General features: G+C 62.4%; 18 protein-coding genes. 7 read left to right on the top strand and 11 right to left on the bottom strand.

Going from position 1 to position 18188, the window contains the following annotated elements:
- Positions 1-72 precede the first annotated feature (72 nt).
- The 9 genes from CLV74_RS12915 to CLV74_RS12875 are packed head-to-tail and all read right to left on the bottom strand — an operon-like array spanning position 73 to position 9869.
- Positions 73-1692 (bottom strand): thiamine pyrophosphate-dependent enzyme, encoded by a 1620-nt coding sequence (locus CLV74_RS12915; RefSeq protein WP_106265414.1) that lies wholly within the window; start codon positions 1690-1692, stop codon positions 73-75.
- A gap of 12 nt (positions 1693-1704) precedes the next feature.
- Complete coding sequence (locus CLV74_RS12910; RefSeq protein ID WP_106265412.1) at positions 1705-3117, bottom strand: aldehyde dehydrogenase family protein; 1413 nt, start codon at positions 3115-3117, stop codon at positions 1705-1707.
- Positions 3118-3144: 27 nt separating this feature from the next.
- The gene (locus tag CLV74_RS12905) at positions 3145-3903 is read right to left on the bottom strand and encodes an aldolase/citrate lyase family protein (RefSeq protein WP_106265410.1); all 759 of its coding nucleotides are present in this window, start codon (positions 3901-3903) and stop codon (positions 3145-3147) included.
- Between the two features lie 25 nt (positions 3904-3928).
- The gene (gene hpaH, locus CLV74_RS12900; RefSeq protein ID WP_106265408.1) at positions 3929-4726 is read right to left on the bottom strand and encodes a 2-oxo-hept-4-ene-1,7-dioate hydratase; all 798 of its coding nucleotides are present in this window, start codon (positions 4724-4726) and stop codon (positions 3929-3931) included.
- The gene (locus CLV74_RS12895) at positions 4723-5598 is read right to left on the bottom strand and encodes a fumarylacetoacetate hydrolase family protein (RefSeq protein ID WP_106265406.1); all 876 of its coding nucleotides are present in this window, start codon (positions 5596-5598) and stop codon (positions 4723-4725) included. Before CLV74_RS12895 ends, hpaH begins: the two co-directional genes overlap by 4 nt.
- An 11-nt stretch (positions 5599-5609) precedes the next feature.
- Positions 5610-7058, bottom strand: coding sequence for an NADP-dependent succinate-semialdehyde dehydrogenase (gene gabD, locus CLV74_RS12890; protein WP_106265404.1), 1449 nt, complete (start codon positions 7056-7058; stop codon positions 5610-5612).
- Between the two features lie 25 nt (positions 7059-7083).
- The gene (gene hpaD, locus CLV74_RS12885) at positions 7084-7935 is read right to left on the bottom strand and encodes a 3,4-dihydroxyphenylacetate 2,3-dioxygenase (protein ID WP_106265402.1); all 852 of its coding nucleotides are present in this window, start codon (positions 7933-7935) and stop codon (positions 7084-7086) included.
- 23 nt (positions 7936-7958) lie between these two features.
- Positions 7959-9470 carry a 5-carboxymethyl-2-hydroxymuconate semialdehyde dehydrogenase gene (gene hpaE / locus CLV74_RS12880; protein ID WP_106265400.1) on the bottom strand — a complete coding sequence of 504 codons (1512 nt, stop codon included), beginning with the start codon at positions 9468-9470 and terminating at the stop codon, positions 7959-7961.
- Positions 9471-9479: 9 nt separating this feature from the next.
- Complete coding sequence (locus tag CLV74_RS12875; RefSeq protein WP_106265398.1) at positions 9480-9869, bottom strand: 5-carboxymethyl-2-hydroxymuconate Delta-isomerase; 390 nt, start codon at positions 9867-9869, stop codon at positions 9480-9482.
- 97 nt (positions 9870-9966) lie between these two features.
- Between CLV74_RS12875 and hpaR the strand changes: the two genes are divergently transcribed.
- Positions 9967-10431 (top strand): homoprotocatechuate degradation operon regulator HpaR, encoded by a 465-nt coding sequence (gene hpaR, locus CLV74_RS12870; protein ID WP_106265396.1) that lies wholly within the window; start codon positions 9967-9969, stop codon positions 10429-10431.
- Here hpaR and maiA read toward each other — a convergent pair.
- Together maiA and CLV74_RS12860 are read right to left on the bottom strand one after the other, a co-directional pair.
- On the bottom strand, positions 10428-11045 hold the full coding sequence (gene maiA, locus CLV74_RS12865; protein ID WP_106265394.1) for a maleylacetoacetate isomerase: 618 nt from the start codon (positions 11043-11045) through the stop codon (positions 10428-10430). The two genes, hpaR and maiA, sit on opposite strands and share 4 nt — an antisense overlap.
- The gene (locus tag CLV74_RS12860) at positions 11042-11482 is read right to left on the bottom strand and encodes a MarR family winged helix-turn-helix transcriptional regulator (RefSeq protein WP_106265392.1); all 441 of its coding nucleotides are present in this window, start codon (positions 11480-11482) and stop codon (positions 11042-11044) included. The genes maiA and CLV74_RS12860 overlap by 4 nt, the downstream gene beginning before the upstream one ends.
- A gap of 151 nt (positions 11483-11633) precedes the next feature.
- On the opposite strand from CLV74_RS12860, the gene hmgA reads away from it, so the two are divergent.
- From hmgA to CLV74_RS12830, 6 genes are all read left to right on the top strand, one after another.
- The gene (hmgA, locus tag CLV74_RS12855) at positions 11634-12989 is read left to right on the top strand and encodes a homogentisate 1,2-dioxygenase (protein WP_106265390.1); all 1356 of its coding nucleotides are present in this window, start codon (positions 11634-11636) and stop codon (positions 12987-12989) included.
- Positions 12990-13088: 99 nt separating this feature from the next.
- Positions 13089-14330, top strand: coding sequence for a fumarylacetoacetase (fahA, locus tag CLV74_RS12850; protein WP_106265388.1), 1242 nt, complete (start codon positions 13089-13091; stop codon positions 14328-14330).
- A 14-nt stretch (positions 14331-14344) separates the two neighbouring features.
- Positions 14345-15295: an MBL fold metallo-hydrolase gene (locus tag CLV74_RS12845; RefSeq protein WP_106265385.1), complete on the top strand. Its 951-nt coding sequence runs from the start codon at positions 14345-14347 to the stop codon at positions 15293-15295.
- 25 nt (positions 15296-15320) lie between these two features.
- Entirely contained in the window at positions 15321-16946 is a 1626-nt protein-coding gene (locus CLV74_RS12840; protein WP_106265383.1) for an FAD-dependent oxidoreductase, read from the top strand.
- Positions 16947-16950: 4 nt separating this feature from the next.
- Positions 16951-17157, top strand: a complete 207-nt coding sequence (locus CLV74_RS12835; protein ID WP_106265381.1) for a DUF2783 domain-containing protein — start codon at positions 16951-16953, stop codon at positions 17155-17157.
- A gap of 4 nt (positions 17158-17161) precedes the next feature.
- Entirely contained in the window at positions 17162-18187 is a 1026-nt protein-coding gene (locus tag CLV74_RS12830) for a TRAP transporter substrate-binding protein (RefSeq protein ID WP_106265378.1), read from the top strand.
- The last annotated feature ends 1 nt before the right edge of the window (position 18188 follow it).

Here is an 18188-nt window from a genome sequence, read left to right as displayed (position 1 = left end):
TTTCATGGGGCGGATGGTCAGTATGCTGGTATAACCGCACCCCCCGCGATGTCACAGGGGGCGCGGCAAGGATCACACTTGCGGGTGGATGAACGGCCAAGGCGAGGCATCGCCGCCGCGGGGGACTTTCACCTCGATCACCGCGGGTTTGTTCGCGGCCAAGGCATCGCTCAGGACGCTGCGCAGTTCCTCGGGCGTGTCGGCGGTGTAGCCATCAACGCCAAAGCTGCGGGCCAAAGCGGCGAAGTCGGGGTTCTCCAGATCAGCGCCGATCAGGCGGTTGTCATAGACGTTCTGCTGGTCGCGGCGCACGTTGCCGTAGGCGCTGTTGTTGAAGACAATCGCCACCACGGCGATGCCGAACTGACGGGCCGTGGCCAGTTCTTGCACCCCGAACATAAAGCCCCCATCGCCCGAGACTGACACGACCGCCTTGTCAGGGTTCGCCACCTTGACGCCAAGCGCAGTGTTAAAGCCAAAGCCCAAGTTGTCCTGATAGCCGCAGGTCACATAGTGGCGGGGCGCATAGACTGGAAAACACATCCGCGCCGAGAACCCGACCTGACTGACCTCTTCCACGAAGAACCCGTCGCGGGGCAGCACATCGCGGATGACACCCAGATAGGATTCCTGCGGCTGCACGGCTTTGAACGCCTCTGTCGCGGCATCACGCAGATCAGCGCATTCGCCGCTGCGATCGGGGGCCGTATGGCCTGCGGCCTTTAAGGCGGCGATCAGATCAGCCGCACCAAGGGCCGCATCGGTGGCGATCCCCAGATCAGGCTTCAGACGCACCATCTCGGTCGGGTCAATGTCGATGCGCAGGACCTTCAGCCCCTCAGGCATCCAGCGCCAGCGGAAATATTGCAGCTCAAGCCGCGAGCCGATACCGATCAGCAAATCGCAATTCTGCCAGTATTTCCACGCCGCAGGCGGCAGCAGCGACAGGGGATCATCCTCGGACAGAACGCCCTTGCCCTGACGGTGCGCGGTGACGGGCGCTTGCAGCAGGCGGGCCAGTTCAGTGACCTCGGGGCTGGCATCGCGGGCACCGCCGCCGACCATGATCATCGGGTTCTTGGCTGCCATGATCATCTGCGCAGCCTTGGCGATGGCCTCCGCATCAGGGCGCGGGGCAGGCGCGGGCTGGGTGGCCACCGGATCGGGCATATCGGCTGCCATGCCGAAGACGTCCCAAGGGGCCTCGATCCCGACGGGGCGCTGACGGCCTGACAGCATCTGGGCAAAGGCCTGATCCATCTTGGCGGCGGCCTCGGTCGGGTGGTTGATCCGGTCGGCCCATTTGGTCAGCCCTTGCAGGGTGCCCAGATGGTCGGGCAGCTCATGCAGCTGCCCGCGCCCCTGCCCGATCAGATGAGACATGATGTTGCCGGTCACGCACATCACCGGCGCATTCGCCCCGTAGGCCGTACACAGCGCCGCGCCCGAGTTCAGCAGACCCGGCCCCGGCACCACCGTATAGGCTCCGACCTTGCCCGAGGACGCCGCATAGCCATAGGCCATATAGCCCGCGCCCTGTTCGTGGCGCGTATGGATAAAGCGGATGCTGTCTTCGCGGGCCAGCGCATCGTTAAAGTCATACATATGCGCGCCCGGAATGCCGAAAACGGTATCAACCCCATTCGCGACAAGGCTGCGGGCGATGATTTCGCCTGTGGTACGTTTGGTCATGGAAACTCCGGTTTACTTTGCAATGCTCAAGACTTGAGTCGTTGTATATTCGCGCAAGCCCTCAGGGCCAAACTCGATCCCGATGCCGGACTGTTTGACGCCGCCCATGGGAACGGTGGGGTTCAGAACCCCGTGACGGTTGACCCAGCGGGTGCCGGCCACCAGACGTTTGGCGATCTGCGCCGCAGCTTCCGGATCATCCCCCCAGACCGAGGCCCCAAGCCCCAGGTCCAGCCCGTTCGCCGCCGCAATCGCTTGCTCCAGATCGTCGTAGACGATCACCGGCAGGACGGGGCCGAACTGTTCCTCGTCCACAACGCGCATCCCAAGGGTGGCATTGGCGATCAGGGTCAGCGGATACAGATACCCCTGCCCTAAAGGCTGACCGCCGGTGACGATCCGCGCGCCTTTGGCGCGGGCGTCATCGACAATCGCGCAGACTTTTTCAAACTGCATGGCGTTCGACAGCGGCCCGATCAGCGTGTCGGGCTGATCGCCCGCGCCCACCTTGATCCCCGCCAGATAGGCCGCGAACTGATCGACCAGCCCGTCATAGTCATCGCGGTGCACATAAAGGCGTTTCAGGCACGAACAGGTCTGGCCCGCATTGATGAACGCGCCCCAAAACAGCGCTTCAAGGCGCGGAGCCATATCGGTACCGGGCAGGATGATGCCCGCATCATTGCCGCCAAGCTCTAGCGTCAGACGTTTCAGCGATGCCCCCGCCCGCTGCATGATCCGGCGGCCTGTGGCGGTCGAGCCGGTGAAGACGATCTTGTCGATCCCTTCGTGACCAGAGATCGCGTCGCCAACCTCGGCATCACCCGTGACCATGTTCAGCACCCCTTCGGGCAGGATACCAGCCTCGGCGATCAGTGCGCCAAGCCGCAAGGTCGCCAGCGGCGTATACGGCGAGGGTTTGCACACCACCGTACAACCGGCCCGCAGGGCAGGCATGATGTGCCAGATCGCAATCATCAGCGGCCAGTTCCATGGCGTGATCGAGGCGACGACCCCCACAGGTTCGCGGTGCACTTCGACCCGCTCTTCGGGGGTGTCGATCAAGGTCTCGACCCCCATGGGCAGACCGGCGGTCACTTGGGTCCACGCCACCGCGCCGCCCACCTCAAAGGGGGCACCGGGTCCGGCGGTGGGCTTGCCTTGCTCGGACGTGATCAGGGCGGCCAGTTCATCGGCGTTTGCCTCAATGAGGGCGGCGATCTTTTGCAGGGCCGCGACGCGTTCGGCATCGGGTGTGGATGACCAGACGGGCAAGGCCGCGCGGGCTGCCGCAACGGCTGCATCCAGATCCTGAACAGATCCTTGCGGACAGCGGGCAATCACCTGACCGGTCGCGGGGTTGATCACGTCAAACGTCGCTTCCGGCGAAACGCGCTGTCCGCCGATAATCAAGCTGTGTTCCATCCTGTTCCTCCCTGAAACCGCTTTTTCTTAAAACTTTGCGCGAAGGGCCCGCAGGCCCGCCGACAGAACGCCCACATCCGATCCCACGGCCAGAAACCCAAGGTTCATCTGCTGGTAGGTCTGCAGCAAGACAGGGTCCGATGACAGGATACCCGCCGCCTTGCCAGACGCCTTGATCCGGCGCAGAGCGTCCAAGACCACCTCTTGCACCTCAGGCGCGGCGGGTTTGCCCACATGGCCCATATCGGCGGCCAGATCGGCGGGACCAACGAAGACCCCGTCCACATGATCCAGCGCCAGAATATCGTCCAGCGCCGCAAGGCCCGCGCGGCTTTCCACCTGTAGCAGCAGGCAAATCTGATCATTCGCGGTGGCTAGATAATCAGGCTGCGCGTTATAGCCAGAGGCCCGCGCCAGCGCCGCGCCAACCCCGCGCACCCCAAAGGGCGGATACAGCACGGACCGGACAACCTCAGCGGCCTGCGCGCCGCTTTCGATCATCGGCACCAGCAGGGTCTGCGCACCAATGTCCAGCATCTGCTTGATCTCGGCGCGGTTGTCATCGCGGGGGCGCACGACCACATGGGTCGCGCTACCCACAGCCCGCAATTGTGCCAGCACATCGCGCAGGCCGTTGGGACCGTGTTCAGCATCCACCACCAGCCAGTCAAAGCCCGTCCCCGCCGCCAGTTCGGCAACGGACGGATCGCCAAGACCCAGCCACAGACCGATCTGGGTGTGACCCGTTTTCAGGCGCTGTTTAAAGGTATTTACCGGTGCGGGCATGGGATGGCTCCTGTCTGAGACCTGATCATTCGAAATCCACCGAGACCGCCCCGAACGGGCCATAGTCCGCATGGATCGCGGTGCCACAGGGGCATTCGATCGGCGCGATAAAGCTGCCCGAGAGGATGATCTGCCCCGCCTCGATCCGCTGGCCGTACTGGCGCATCCGGCGGGCCAGCCAGACGATGCCCATCACCGGATCATCCAGCACCGCAGCGCCAAGGCCGGTGGCGACCACCTGTTCATCCTTGCGCACAATCGCGCCGGTCCAGCGCAGGTCAAAATCCTCGGGCCCGTGACGCTGGGGGCCAAGCACAATGCCCGCATTGGCCGCATTGTCGGCCACAGTGTCAAAGATCACACGGGTTTGGCCGGTCTCGGGGTCTTTGCGGTGAATGCGGGTATCCAGAATTTCCAGCGCGGGGCAGACGTAGGCGGTGGCCTCTAGCACCTCTTCACGCGTGACATCGCCATCCAGAGGCGCACCCATGACAAAGGCGATCTCGGCCTCAATCCGCGGCTGGATGAAGCGCCCCGCAGGCACCTTTGCCCCATCGGTGAACAGCATATCATCATAAAGCACGCCTGAATCCGGCGTATCGATCCCCAGCGCGTCCTGCATGACCTTTGAGGTCAGGCCGATCTTCCAGCCGATAATCTTGCGCCCCGACAACAGCTTTTGCAGGATCTGCGCCGATTGCACCGCATAGGCGTGATCCAAAGTCATCTCGGGATGACGGCGGGACAAAAGGCCGATCTGCTGGCCGGTCTTTTCCGCGTTCAGCAGGTCGGTGGCGGCGGTTTTGATCTGATCGGGGGTCATGCTTCGTCCTCGATCCCGTTGCGCAGGATACCGATGCCTTCGGCCTCGACCTCGACCACGTCACCGGGCTTCAGCCAGATGGGCGGGTCGAACCGCGCACCTGCGCCGGTAGGCGTGCCGCAAACGATCACATCACCCGGCACCAGCGTGCAGAAGGTCGAGACATAGTTCACGATGTAGCGGAAATCATACATCATCCGGCCCGTGCGGTCGGACTGGCGGACCTCTCCGTTCACGCGGGTCTCTAAGCGGATATCGTCCAGTTGCTCAGGCTTCGTGAAGGGCACCAACCAAGGACCAATCGCGCCCGAGCGGTCCCAGTTCTTGCCTTGGGTCACGTTGAATTTCGCGTGGCGCACCCAATCGCGGATGGTGCCTTCGTTGCACAGGGTAATCGCGGCGATGTGGTCATAGGCTTCCTCACGCGGGATACGGCGACCGCCCTTGCCGATCACGATGGTGACCTCGCCTTCATAGTCCAGCTGAGGGCTTTCGGGCGGGCGTACCAGATTTTCCCCGTGCCCGACAAAGCTGCGGGGAAAGCGGATGAACATGGACGGGCGGCCGGGGGCCTCTTGGCCGTCTTTGTACTCCGCGTTGCGGTCGGGAAAATTGACCCCGATGCAGATCAGCTTTTCCGGATTGGCGATCGGGATCAGCCAGCGCACCTGATCTTGAGCGCAATCGGGCTGGCGACCTTCCGCGGCAGCCAGCAGTTCAGGGATAGCAGCGCCTTCGATCACCTCTTTCAGACCGGCAAAGCGGGTGCCGAAATCGGCAGTCAGATCAACAATGCCAGCATCTGTGACAACGCCGATCCGGTCGGCACCATCAGCGTGAAAGGCGGCAAGGCGGAGGGGAAGCTGTGTCATGCAGGCGATCCTCAGGAAATCCCGCCGAAGCAGAGATATTTGATTTCAACGAATTCCTCGATCCCGTAGCGCGACCCTTCGCGCCCGAGGCCAGAGGACTTGATGCCGCCAAAGGGGGCCTCGGCGGTGGAAATGAGGCCGGTGTTGATCCCGACCATCCCGTATTCCAGTTGCTCGCCCACGCGCCATGCGCGGGCCAGATCACGGGTGTAGAAATAGCTGGCCAGCCCGAATTCGGTGTCATTGGCCTGCGCCACCACATCCGCATCGTCACGAAAGCGGAACAGGGGCGCGACAGGGCCGAAGGTTTCCTCGCGGGCGATGGCCATCTGGGACGTGACGCCGGTCAGAACGGTGGGCTGGTAGAAGGTGCCGCCCAAGTCGTGACGCGCCCCGCCCATAAGGACCTGCGCGCCTTGGCTGACCGCATCCGCAATATGTTCTTCAACTTTGGCGACGGCGTTCTGGTCGATCAGCGGCCCAAAGACCGTGCCATCTGTCAGGCCGTCCCCCACAGGCAGCGCCGCCAGCCGCGCGGCCAGCTTTTCGGCAAAGGCATCATAGACGCCGTCCTGCACATAAAGGCGGTTGGCGCAGACGCAGGTCTGCCCGTTATTCCGGAACTTCGAGATGATCGCCCCTTCAACCGCCGCGTCCAGATCGGCGTCATCAAAGACGATGAAGGGCGCATTCCCCCCAAGCTCCAAAGCCAGCTTTTTCACGGTGGGGGCGGACTGGCGCATCAACTCGATCCCCACTTCGGTCGAGCCGGTGAAGGTCAGTTTGCGCACCACCGGATTGGCGGTCATCTCGGCCCCGATGGCCCGCGCCGCGCCGGTGACCACAGAGAATAGACCATCGGGCAGACCTGCCCGCTGCGCCAGCACCGCCAGCGCCATCGCCGAGAACGGCGTTTGCGCCGCAGGTTTCAGCACCATCGCGCAGCCCGCCGCCAGTGCGGGACCGGCCTTGCGGGTGATCATGGCGTTAGGGAAGTTCCAAGGCGTCACCGCCGCGACCACGCCGATGGGTTGTTTGATGACCACGATCCGCTTGTCCGGCGCGTGACCGGGGATCACATCGCCATAGATGCGCCGCGCCTCTTCAGCGAACCATTCGATGAAGGAGGCGCCATATAGTATCTCGCCCTTGGCTTCGGCCAGCGGCTTTCCCTGCTCCATCGTCAGGATGCGGGCCAGATCATCGGCGTTCTCAAGGATCAAATCGTACCAGCGGCGCAGGATGGTGGCACGATCGCGGGCGGTGCGGGCGGCCCATGCCTTTTGCGCCACCTCGGCGGCAGCAATGGCGGCGCGGGTTTCGCTTGCGCCAAGGTTCGGCACATGGCCGATCACCGCCCCCGTCGCAGGGTTGGTCACGGCAATGGCGTCCGCGCCAGCGGCGATCCAGTCGCCGCCGACAAGGGCTGCCTGCCGCAAGAGAGTTGCGTCGTTCAGCATGGGTCTGCCTGTGCTTTGGTTGTGATCAGACGGGGAAGATGACGTTGGTCTGACCCGTCCCAGAACTGGGGAAGTAGTCGGTCACGACCTCGCATTTGCCCTCATAGCTGTCCCAACCAAGGGCACCGTAGAGCATGGCGGTGTCATGCATGGAGCCTTCGCCACAGCAGAACTGCGCGTATTCAGGCAGCATCTTCAGGAAGGTCGCGTGATCGCCGTTCTTCCACATCTCAAGCACATGCAGGTCCATCTGCCGGTTGAATTCCGAACTGATGGTGAAAGTGCCGTTGTTCGCCGCATAATCCTTGTTCGCCCAGATTTTGTGGCTGAGTGAGCCCGAGGCAACCAGCAGCACCTTACTGTCCGATGCCTCGACCGCTTTGCGGATGGCTTGCCCGATCACGCGGCTTTCCTGATGGTCATGGACCGTGCACCACGCCGCGACCGAGACGACCTTCATGTCATGCTCGCGGCTCATAAAGCGCATGGGCACAAGGCTGCCGTATTCCAGTTCCAGCGAATCCAGATGGTGCGACAGGGTATAGACCCCCAGATCGGACGCCTCTTTCGCGATGGCATCGCCCAGTTCCGGATTGCCCTGATAGTCATACTCAAGGTCCTGAATGAACTGCGGGAATTCGTTCGAGGTGAACAGCCCGTGAAAGCGGTGATTGGCGTTGATGTGAAAGCCTGCGTTGATCACCCAATGGGTGTCGCAGATCACCACCGTATCGGCCCCCAGCGCCTTGGCGCGGCGGGCAATTTCATAGTGCCCGTCAATGGCGGCTTGCCGCTTGCCAAAGATCGGGCCTTCCTGTTCGGACATCAGCATGGTCGGCACGTGTGTGCACTTGGCTGCCAGTACGATTTCACCCATTTTGTCTTCCTCCCTGAATGGCGTCAGCCGCCAAGTTTCGGAATGCTGTGCAACGCGCGGGGAAAGCAAACGTTCACAGTTTCCATATAGAAATCAAAGGACCAGTCCCCGCCATCACGGCCGATCCCACTGGCCTTGACCCCGCCAAAGGGCGTGGGCAGGTGCCGGATGTTTTCCGAGTTGACCCACATCATCCCTGCCTCCAACTGGTCGGTCATCCGCATGGCGCGGTTCAGATCGTTGGTCCACAGATAGGCGGCCAGACCGTATTCCACGTCATTGGCGATGCGCAGGGCGTCCTCTTCATCGTCAAAGGGGATCGCAGTTAGGACGGGGCCAAAGATTTCTTCCTGTGCGATGGCCATGTCATTGGTGGCACCGGTGAAAAGGGTCGGCGCCACGTAGCAGCCGCTCTCGCCGCGCTTTTCACCGCCAGCGGCGATGGTTGCGCCCTCATTGCGGGCCTTTTCGAAATAGGACAGCACCTTGGCTTCGTGTTCGGGGTGGATCAGCGGGCCGACCACGGTTTCGGGGTCCAGCGGGTGTCCGACCTTAATGTTGCGGGCCACCTCGGCCACGCGGGCGCAGACCTGATCATAGACGCTGGACTGCACCAACAAACGGGACGAGGACGTGCAACGTTCGCCATTCAGCGAATAGATCATGAAGGTCGCTGCATCGACGGCGCGATCCAGATCCGCATCATCAAAAACGATCACGGGGTTCTTGCCGCCCAGTTCGAAATGGACGCGCTTCAGCGTCTTGGCCCCTTGGGCCATGATCATCGATCCGGTACGGCTTTCACCCACAAAGGCGATGGCCTTGATGTCGGGATGTTCGGTCAGGCGCTTGCCCGCATCCTCGCCAAAGCCGTTGACCACGTTCAGCACGCCTTTGGGCAGACCGGCCTCTTCGGCGATCTCGACCAGCAGCTTGGCGGTCATGGGGCTGAACTCGGCGGGTTTGTGAACCACGGTACAGCCAGCAGCCAGCGCAGGCGCGATTTTCCAAGTGGACAGCATGAAAGGCGTGTTCCACGGGGTGATCACCCCCACCGGCCCGATGGGGCGGCGCGATGTGGTGTTCATCTGCGTGGGTGTGCGGGTCACCGCACCATCTTCGGCGGTGGGTGCCTGATCGGCAAAGAACCGGAAATTCGCCGCCCCGCGGATCGCCGCCTTGGACATGAAGCGCAGGGCCTGGCCGGTATCCATACATTCGGTGAAGGCAATCTCCTCGGCGCGGGCCTCGATCGCTTCGGCGACCTTGATCAGGATGCGGCGACGTTCTGCGCCAGGTGTCCGCGACCAACCGGCAAAGGCGGCCTTGGCGGCGGCGACCGCAGCATCAATGTCCTGCTCACTCCCCCGCGCGACCGGGGCCAGCACCGACAGATCCACCGGCGAGACGGTGTCAAACGTCCGGCCACTGATGGCGGGCACCGAGGCGCCTCCGATATGGTGCATCACCCCATGCTGGCGAAAACGGGCCATGTAGCCTTGGGCTTTGGCGATATTATCAGTCAGAACCGTCATGTGGTGTTCCTATTTCTGGGCCTTGAGGCGGGCGTGAATGGGGGTCTCTTTCCAGCTAAGCTCGGGCTCGATTTCCCGTATCTCCAGCGAAAGAGCGAAATGGGGGCTGGCCAGCAGATCGGCAAAAGCCGCGCGGGCGGCGTCAAAAACGATCTGCCCTGCGTCCTGCAACTGCGCCGTGCTGCGCCCTGCACCAACGCTAAGCGTCATGGCGCAAAAGTCGTTCTCGGGCAGGCCATCGGCCACAATCACATGATCGGCGCGAAAGGCGCGAACGCGGATACCGGCCAAGGGAAAGATGCCGGTCTCCACCATCGCTACGTGCAACTGGCGCAGCACGGCAGGCAGATCGGCACGGCTTTCCAAACCGGCAGAATACTCGATTGAAAGATGTGGCATGGCTCGTCCTCCCGTTGATTAACATGTTAACTGAATCGGGCCTTGTCAATACTTAACTTGTGAAACAAAATGTAGGCTGCGATGATTTGGGGGCCAAATGGCTGAAAAACTGGAAAAAGACGGGTTTCATCTGTCCCGCACGGGACGCACCCTGCCGATCCTGCTGCTGCGGGCCCGCGAACAGGTGATGGAGCGATTCCGCCCAATGCTGGCCGCCCATGACGTGACCGAACAGCAATGGCGCGTGATGCGCGTGCTGATGGAGACCGAGGCGATGGATGCCAGCGAACTGGCGGCACGGGCCTCGGTTCTGGCGCCGTCTTTGTCGCGCATCCTGAAAACGCTGGACCAACGCGGGCTGATCACCACCCGCAAGGACGAAAAGGACGGCCGGCGCACGTTGGTCGCCCTGACGCCCGCCGGCACTGGTTTCATCAAAAGCGTCGCCCCCAAAAGCGCCGCCATCTACGCCGAGATTGAAGAACTGCTGGGACAAGACCGTATCGAAACCCTGCTGGATGAACTTGAGGCCCTGATCGAGACCCTTTCCAAAGGCCGCTAATGGGGCGTTCGGTCAGGATGGGCAGCGGCGAAGGCGGGATGGTCGGCCAAAGCGCCCTCGATCCGGCGGAGTTTTGACAGCGGTGACAGGTCCACGCCCCACCGGCGCGCGTTATATAGCTGGGGCATCAGGCAGATATCGGCCAGACTGACTGCCGCGTCGTAGCAATAATCACCGCCCTCAAGTTCCGCCTCAAACGCTTGCAGAGCAGGGGTGATAAAGTGCTGCATCCACCCCTCCATCGTCACCGCGCCGCCCGATTGGTCCACCGCATGACGGGCCACGCGCAGATTGCAGACGGGGTGCAGGTCCATGGCAATGGCATGGCTTAGGGCGCGCACACGGGCGCGGCCCACGGGATCAGCGGGCAGCAGCCCCAAGCCCCGCGTTTCATCCAGATATTCGACAATCGCCACCGATTGGGTCAGGCGCAGGCCGTCAATCTCTAGCACCGGCACAAGCCCTTGGGGGTTGCGCTCCAGATGATCCGCACTGCGCTGCGCCCCCGCGACCAGATCAATCGGCACCGTGTCCCATGACAGCCCCGCCAACCCCAAAGCGATGCGCACGCGATAGCTGGCGGACGAGCGCCAGTAGTCATAAAGCCGGATCACAGATCGTCCTCCATCAAGACCTGAAGGGCGCTGTCGAAGGCCTCTAACTGGCTATCCAGCAACTGCTTCAACTGGGTCTGGAACGCCTGCGCGATGGGCAATAGCTGCGCCATCAGGTCTTGTCCCTTGTCGGTCAGGCGCAAGGCCAACAGGCGGCGGTCCTGACCGTTCACCTCTTTGATCAGATAGCCCGCCTCTTCCAGACGGCTGGCGGCGCGGCTGACCTTGGATTTCTCAAGATGCACCCGCTGGTGGATGTCGCGGATCGACACCGCGCCCGCGTCCGACACATGGACCAAAACCCGCCATTCCGCGACCGAGATGCCGAATTCCTCCCGATAGCGCCGCGCCAGCGCGGCACTGGTCCGTTCAGCGGCGACCGCCAATCGGTAAGGAATATAGGACGACAGATCAAAGGGTTCGGGCGTCTGGGGCATGACTATTGGGCCGCCTGTTCTAATACGTTGCATTTGCAATGTTCCGCAAAATGGTTTCGATTGCAACGAATAGATTGACACCGTTGCAAGTGCAACGAATACTGGCCCCAGCGAATCCGATGTATTCGGACGGTTCGAGGAGGAGGATTTTATGACACGTCATGATTTGCCCGCAGGCATGATCCGCGCGGCCAGCGCGACCGGTCTGCACGAAGGTTATATGCCCGGTTGGGCCAATGATTTTGAAACCGAAGCCCTGCCCGGTGCCTTGCCGCAGGGCATGAACTCGCCCCAGCGGTGCGAATATGGCCTTTATGGCGAACAGCTGTCCGGCACCGCCTTCACCGCCAACCCACCCGAGCGCACATGGACCTACCGCATCCGCCCCAGCGTCAAACACTCGGCCCGTTATACCCGCATCGATCTGCCCTACTGGAAATCGGCCCCCAATGTGGTCCCCGATGCCACCAGCCTTGGCCAATACCGCTGGGACCCGCTGCCTCACACCGACACGCCGCTGACGTGGCTGACCGGTATGCGCACCATGACCACGGCGGGGGATGTGAACACTCAGGTCGGGATGGCGTCCCATGTGTATCTGGTGAACACCTCGATGCAGGACGCGTATTTCTTCAGCGCCGACAGTGAATTGCTGGTGGTCCCGCAAGAAGGCCGTCTGCGCTTTTGCACCGAACTGGGCATCATTGATCTGGAACCCAAAGAGATCGCCATCATCCCCCGTGGTCTGGTGTACCGCGTTGAGGTGCTAGAAGGCCCATGCCGCGGCTTTGTCTGCGAAAACTACGGGCAAAAGTTCGAACTGCCGGGCCGAGGCCCGATTGGCGCGAACTGCATGGCGAACCCCCGCGATTTCAAAGCCCCCGTCGCCGCCTTTGAGGACCGCGAGGTTCCCTCGACCGTGACGGTCAAATGGTGCGGCCAGTTCCATGAGACCAAGATCGGGCAAAGCCCGCTGGACGTGGTGGCATGGCACGGCAACTATGCGCCCTATAAATACGATCTGCGCACCTATTGCCCCGTGGGCGCGATCCTGTTCGACCACCCCGATCCGTCGATCTTTACCGTGCTGACCGCGCCTTCGGGCGTGCCGGGCACCGCGAACATTGATTTCGTGCTGTTCCGCGAACGCTGGATGGTGGCCGAGAACACCTTCCGCCCGCCGTGGTACCACAAGAACATCATGTCCGAGCTGATGGGCAACATCTACGGCCAGTATGACGCCAAACCGCAGGGCTTTATCCCCGGCGGGGTCAGCCTGCACAACATGATGCTGCCCCACGGGCCGGACCGAAACGCGTTTGAGGGGGCCTCGAACGCGGAACTGAAGGCCGAGAAGCTGGATAACACCATGTCCTTCATGTTCGAGACCCGCTTCCCCCAGCATCTGACGGACTTTGCCGGCAAAGAGGCACCCCTTCAGGACGATTACATCGACTGCTGGGAAAGCCTTGAGAAAAAGTTCGACGGCACGCCGGGCGTGAAGTGATCCGGTGGCGCCGCCCTGATCGGGCGGCGCGGCAGCTCTGACAGACATGGACCAAGCCGCGCCAGCCCGATGGGCCTAGGGCGCGCAGAAGGAAACGCGATGCCTTTATTGAAAAGCTGGGTCGAGAGCGCGAATGCGCCCGACTGTGAATTTCCCCTGAACAACCTGCCCTACGGGGTCTTTGACGATGGCAAAGGCGCCCGCATGGGGGTGGCGATTGGCGATCAGGTGCTGGACGTGGCCCAAGTGGATCACGGGCAGGACGCCGCCCTGTTCACTGCGCCCGAATGGAACGGGGTGATGGCCGCTGGCCCGCAGGTGTGGGACGCATTGCGCGCCCGTCTGACCGAACTGCTGTCCGAAGACGCCTACCGCACGGCGGTCGCGCCCCATCTGGTGCCTATGGCAGATGTGCAGATGCGGATGCCCTTCCGCGTCAGCGAATACACCGATTTCTACGCCAGCCGTGATCACGCCTTCAACGTGGGCAGCATGTTCCGCGATCCTGAAAACGCCTTGCCGCCGAACTGGCTGTCGATCCCGATCGGCTATAACGGACGGGCATCCTCGGTCGTGGTCAGTGGCACGGATGTGTGCCGCCCTTGGGGTCAGCTGAAAGCCCCCGATGAGGCACTGCCGCGCTTTGGCATCTCGGCCCGCTTTGATCTGGAGCTGGAGTTCGGCGCGATTGTGGGCCAGCCCTCGGACGGCATGGTCTCGGTCGCTGAGGCCGACGAGATGATCTTTGGCTATGTGCTGCTGAACGACTGGTCGGCACGGGATATTCAGGCGTGGGAATACCAGCCCCTTGGCCCGTTCCAATCAAAGGCGACCGCCACCACCATCAGCCCATGGATCGTGACCCGCGCCGCGCTGCAGCCCTTCCGCACCAGCACCCCCGAGCGGGACCGCCCCCTGCTGCCCTATCTGACCGAACCCGGCCCGATGCTGTATGACATCGACCTTGAGATCGGACTGGCCCCCGCGGGCAAGGATGAGACCATCATCGCCCGCACCAACTATGCCCGCATGTATTATTCCGCCGCGCAGCAACTGTGCCATCACACCTTGTCGGGCTGCCCGATGCGGGTGGGCGATCTGCTGGGGTCGGGCACGATCTCTGGCCCTTCGGCAGACAGCCGCGGATCACTGCTGGAACTTAGCTGGGGCGGGAAAGAGCCCCTGACCCTGCCCACCGGCGAGCAGCGCAGTTTCCTTCAGGATGGCGACAGGCTGACCCTGCGCGGACGGGCGCAAGGGGACGGATACACCATCGGATTTGGCGAGTGCACCGGCACCATCGTGCCCGCAGCGCCCCGCCCTGCATGGGCCACGGAATAAGAGGAGAGACGCAAATGACCAAAGCTTTCGCATCCGCAGGCGATATGGCCGACAAGAAGATCAGCTTTACCCAAGTGGGCGAGGGGCTTTACGCCTTCACAGCCGAGGGCGACCCCAACACCGGCGTGATCATCGGCGATGACAGCGTCATGATCGTCGAGGCACAGGCCACTCCGCGTCTTGCCCGCAAGGTGATCGAATGCGTGCGCAGCGTCACCGACAAGCCGATCAGCCATGTGGTTCTAACCCACTATCACGCCGTGCGCGTGCTGGGGGCCAGCGCCTATGGCGCACGGGAAATCATCATGTCCGACGTGGCCGCTGCCATGGTCGAAGAGCGCGGACAGGAAGACTGGGACAGCGAATTCGACCGTTTTCCGCGTCTTTTCCAAGGTCATGAGGAAATCCCCGGCCTGACCCGTCCCACCACCACCTTTAGCGACCGGATGACCGTCTATCTGGGCAAGCGCCGCGTGGACATCATGACCCTTGGCCGCGCCCATACCGCAGGGGACGCAGTGATCTGGGTGCCCGATCAAGAGGTGATGTTTACCGGCGACATCGTGGAATACCACTCGGCCTGCTACTGCGGTGACGGGCATTTCAATGACTGGGAAGACACGCTGGCCAACATCGCCGCGTTTGAACCCAAAGCCATCGCCCCCGGTCGCGGCGACGCGCTGGTTGGCGAAGAGATGGTCGCCAAGGCGATTGCAGCAACGGCGGACTTTGTACGCTCGACCTACAAGCCGGTGGCGCGGGTCGTGGCCCGTGGCGGCAGCCTGAAAGAGGCATGGGACGCCGTGCGCGCCGAATGCGACCCCAAGTTCAAAGACTACGCGATCTACGAACATTGCCTGCCCTTCAACGTGGCCCGCGCCTTTGACGAGGCCCGCGGCATCGACACACCCCGCGTCTGGACCGCCGCGCGGGACAAAGAAATGTGGAACGCCCTTCAGGGCTAAGGCGCATTAAGGGAGGAGGAAACCAATGTTTCAGGACAGATACTCGCTGGCATTCCGGCTGTATCCCTATGAACGCAGCTCTGATCAGGACAGCGCCTCACCTGTGCGCCATCCGGTGGTGATCATGGGCGGTGGCCCCATCGGCGTGGCCACCGCGCTGGATCTGGGGTTGCAGGGCATTCCGGTTGTTGTGCTGGATGACCACGAAGGCATCGGCATGGGCAGCCGCGCCATCTGCTTTGCCAAGCGGACGCTAGAAATCGCGGACCGCTACGGCTGCGGCCAGCCGATGCTGGACAAGGGCGTTGTGTGGAACCTTGGCAAGGTGTTCCACGATGATCGCAAGATTTTCGAATTCAACCTGCTGCCGGAAGAGGGGCACAAGTATCCCGCCTTCATCAACCTGCAGCAGCCCTACTTTGAAAAGTTCATCGTGGATCGCGTGCGCGAGGCGCAGGCCGCTGGAGCGCCGATTGAGTTGCGCGGCAAAAACCGCGTGGATGCGGTTCAGGTCCATGACGATCACGTCACCCTAGAGATCACCACCCCCGAAGGCCCCTATACCCTAGAGGCCGACTGGCTGATCGGGGCCGACGGTGCCTCTAGCCCCCTGCGGGGCATGATGGGACTGAACTTTGAGGGGCGCGTTTTCAAGGACAGCTTCCTGATCGCTGATATCCGGATGCTGAACACCCAGTTCCCGACCGAGCGCTGGTTCTGGTTTGAACCGCACTTCAAATCCGGTGCCTCGACCCTGCTGCACAAACAGCCCGATGATACGTGGCGGATCGATTTCCAGATCGGCTGGGACGTAGACCGCAAGGAAGAACTGAAAGAGGAAAACATCCGCCGCCGTCTGGACGCCATGCTGGGGCCGGATGTGGAATATGAGATGGTGTGGTCCTCGATCTACACCTTCCAGTGCAAACGGATGGACCAGTTCCGCCATGGCCGCGTGATCTTTGCGGGCGACGCCGCCCATCAGGTCAGTCCCTTCGGGGCGCGGGGTGCGAACTCGGGTCTGCAAGACGTGGACAATCTGGGCTGGAAACTGGGCATGGTGATCAAGGGCCAAGCCCCCGACCGCCTGCTGGACACCTACCACGAAGAGCGGGCCTATGGCGCGGATGAGAATATCCTGAATTCGACCCGCGCGACGGATTTCATCACGCCCAAGACCGCGATCAGCCATGTCTTCCGCAATGCGGTGCTGGATCTGGCCGAACGGCACGCCTTTGCCCGACCGCTGGTGAACTCGGGGCGGCTGTCGGTGCCTTGCACCTATGACGGTCTGTCCCTGAACAGCGAAGATGCCCTGACGGGCGGCCCCGCACGCACACGGCCTGGCAGCCCCTGCCCCGATGCGCCGGTGGCGGATGGCTATCTTCTGTCGCAGCTTGGCGGGGATTTCATCCTGCTGACCTTTGACGCGGACGCCCCCGAAACCTTGACCGAAGACGGGATCACCGCCCGCCGTCTTGGGCTATCGGCCACGGACGACGCAACAGGTGTGCTGGCCGAGCGCTATCTGGGGCAGGCCACATCCGCCGTCTATCTGATCCGTCCCGACCAGCACGTCGCAGCCCGCTGGGACCGCTATGACGAAAGCGCAATCCGTGCCGCCCTGCGCAAAGCCTGCGCGAAGGAGTAAGCCCGTGGCAGACCTGATCACCCGTCCCAACATGCCGGACCCCGACCGTTTTTATGCTGATTTGATCAAGGCCTATGAGGCGCTGGACGAAGACGCCACCAGCAGCTTTAGCGCCCGTTTGATCCTGCTTTTGACCAACCACATCGGCGATCCCGATGTGATTTCTCAGGCCGTCGAGGAGGCGGCCCGGACCCATCTCGTGGAGGAGTAAAGAGATGTTCCAAGGTATTCAAAAACTGGCGGCCACCACCGCCGTCCTGACCGGTCTTTTCGCCGGCACCGCCTTTGCCGAGACCGAGCTGGTCATGTCCAGCTGGCTGCCGCCCCGCCACCCCATTGTGGTCGGCGCAATGAAACCTTGGGCCAAGCAGATCGAAGAGGTCACCGAAGGCCGCGTCACCGTCCGCATTCTGGCCCGCCCCCTTGGCGCGCCGCCCGCCCACTATGACATGGCCGCCGAAGGCGTGGCCGATATCACCTACGGCCTGCATTCCTTCACAACTGATGAACGGTTCCAGCGGTCGCGGATCGGACAGTTCTCGTTCCTCGGGGATGACGCGGTGTCTGGCTCGGTCGCGTTCTGGAACGTCTATTCGGGGATGCTGGATGCGCAGGCCGAACACAAAGGCACCAAGGTTCTGGGCCTATTCGTTCACGGGCCGGGCATGCTGCACAACAACACCCGCAAGATCGAAACCAAAGAGGATATCGCGGGCCTGAAAATCCGCACCCCCGGCGGCTACATCGCCGATCTGATGGGCGAGTTGGGGGCCAGCACCCTGTTCATGTCCTCGGGCGAGGTCTACGAAAAGCTGAGCCGTGGCGTGATCGACGGGGTGACCTTCCCCTATGACGCCATCGCGGCCTTTAATCTGGGCGGCGATCTGACCAACACCACCAAGGTTCCGGGTGGTCTGTATAACACCACTTGGTTCCTTGTGATGAATGAGGGCAAGTGGAACGAAATCTCGGCTGAGGATCAGGCCGCGATCGAAAGCATCTCGGGCAAGGCCTTTGCCGAACTGGTGGGCACTGCGTGGAACGGGGCCGACGAAAAGGGTCTGGCCGCTGCGAATGAAGCAGGCATCCAGATCGACGAGGCCCCCGAGGCACTGGTTGCCACCATCGCCGAACTGGCTGCTGGCTATGAAAAGGCGTGGTCCGATGCCATCGCGGCAGACGGGTTTGACGGTGCCGCCGCGCTAACCGCCCTGCGCGCAGAAACCGGTGTCGAGTACTGAT

The organism is Donghicola tyrosinivorans, assembly GCF_003003355.1.
GTDB lineage: Bacteria > Pseudomonadota > Alphaproteobacteria > Rhodobacterales > Rhodobacteraceae > Donghicola > Donghicola tyrosinivorans.
The sequence above is the reverse complement of the archived record's forward strand: the minus strand, read 5'-3'. Positions and strand labels throughout refer to the sequence as shown.